This window comes from Lactobacillus sp. UMNPBX16 (assembly GCF_002553775.1).
Classification (GTDB): Bacteria; Bacillota; Bacilli; order Lactobacillales; family Lactobacillaceae; genus Lactobacillus; species Lactobacillus crispatus.
Map to the genome: position 1 here is coordinate 1 of NZ_PCYU01000113.1, position 298 is coordinate 298.

The window sequence follows — 298 nt, forward strand, 5'->3', positions numbered from 1 at the left end:
AGACATAGTTCGACAATCCATTATAACCATAAAGCAATGGATCATTGGGGTTCATCTCATCAGCCGTCCCAATTCTATAAAATGATTTATCATTTTTACTCATTTTATTAAGAGTCTGCTTCATTTCGTTATAACCTTTTGCATATGCCTCTATATTAGTACTTTGTTCTGATAATTTACTAAATACTGAAACATTTGAGAATATAATATCTATTACCACTAACGGTAGTAAAAATTTGATACAGTTTTCCTTTCTCACTATTAATATCAATACAACTAGCAACAGAAAGATAATATT

General features: G+C 28.9%; 1 protein-coding gene. It reads right to left on the minus strand.

Going from position 1 to position 298, the window contains the following annotated elements:
* Nucleotides 1-283 (minus strand): YfhO family protein (locus tag CP367_RS10730; protein WP_255404456.1); only part of this gene is annotated, 283 nt, incomplete at its 3' end.
* Between the last annotated feature and the right edge of the window lie 15 nt (nt 284-298).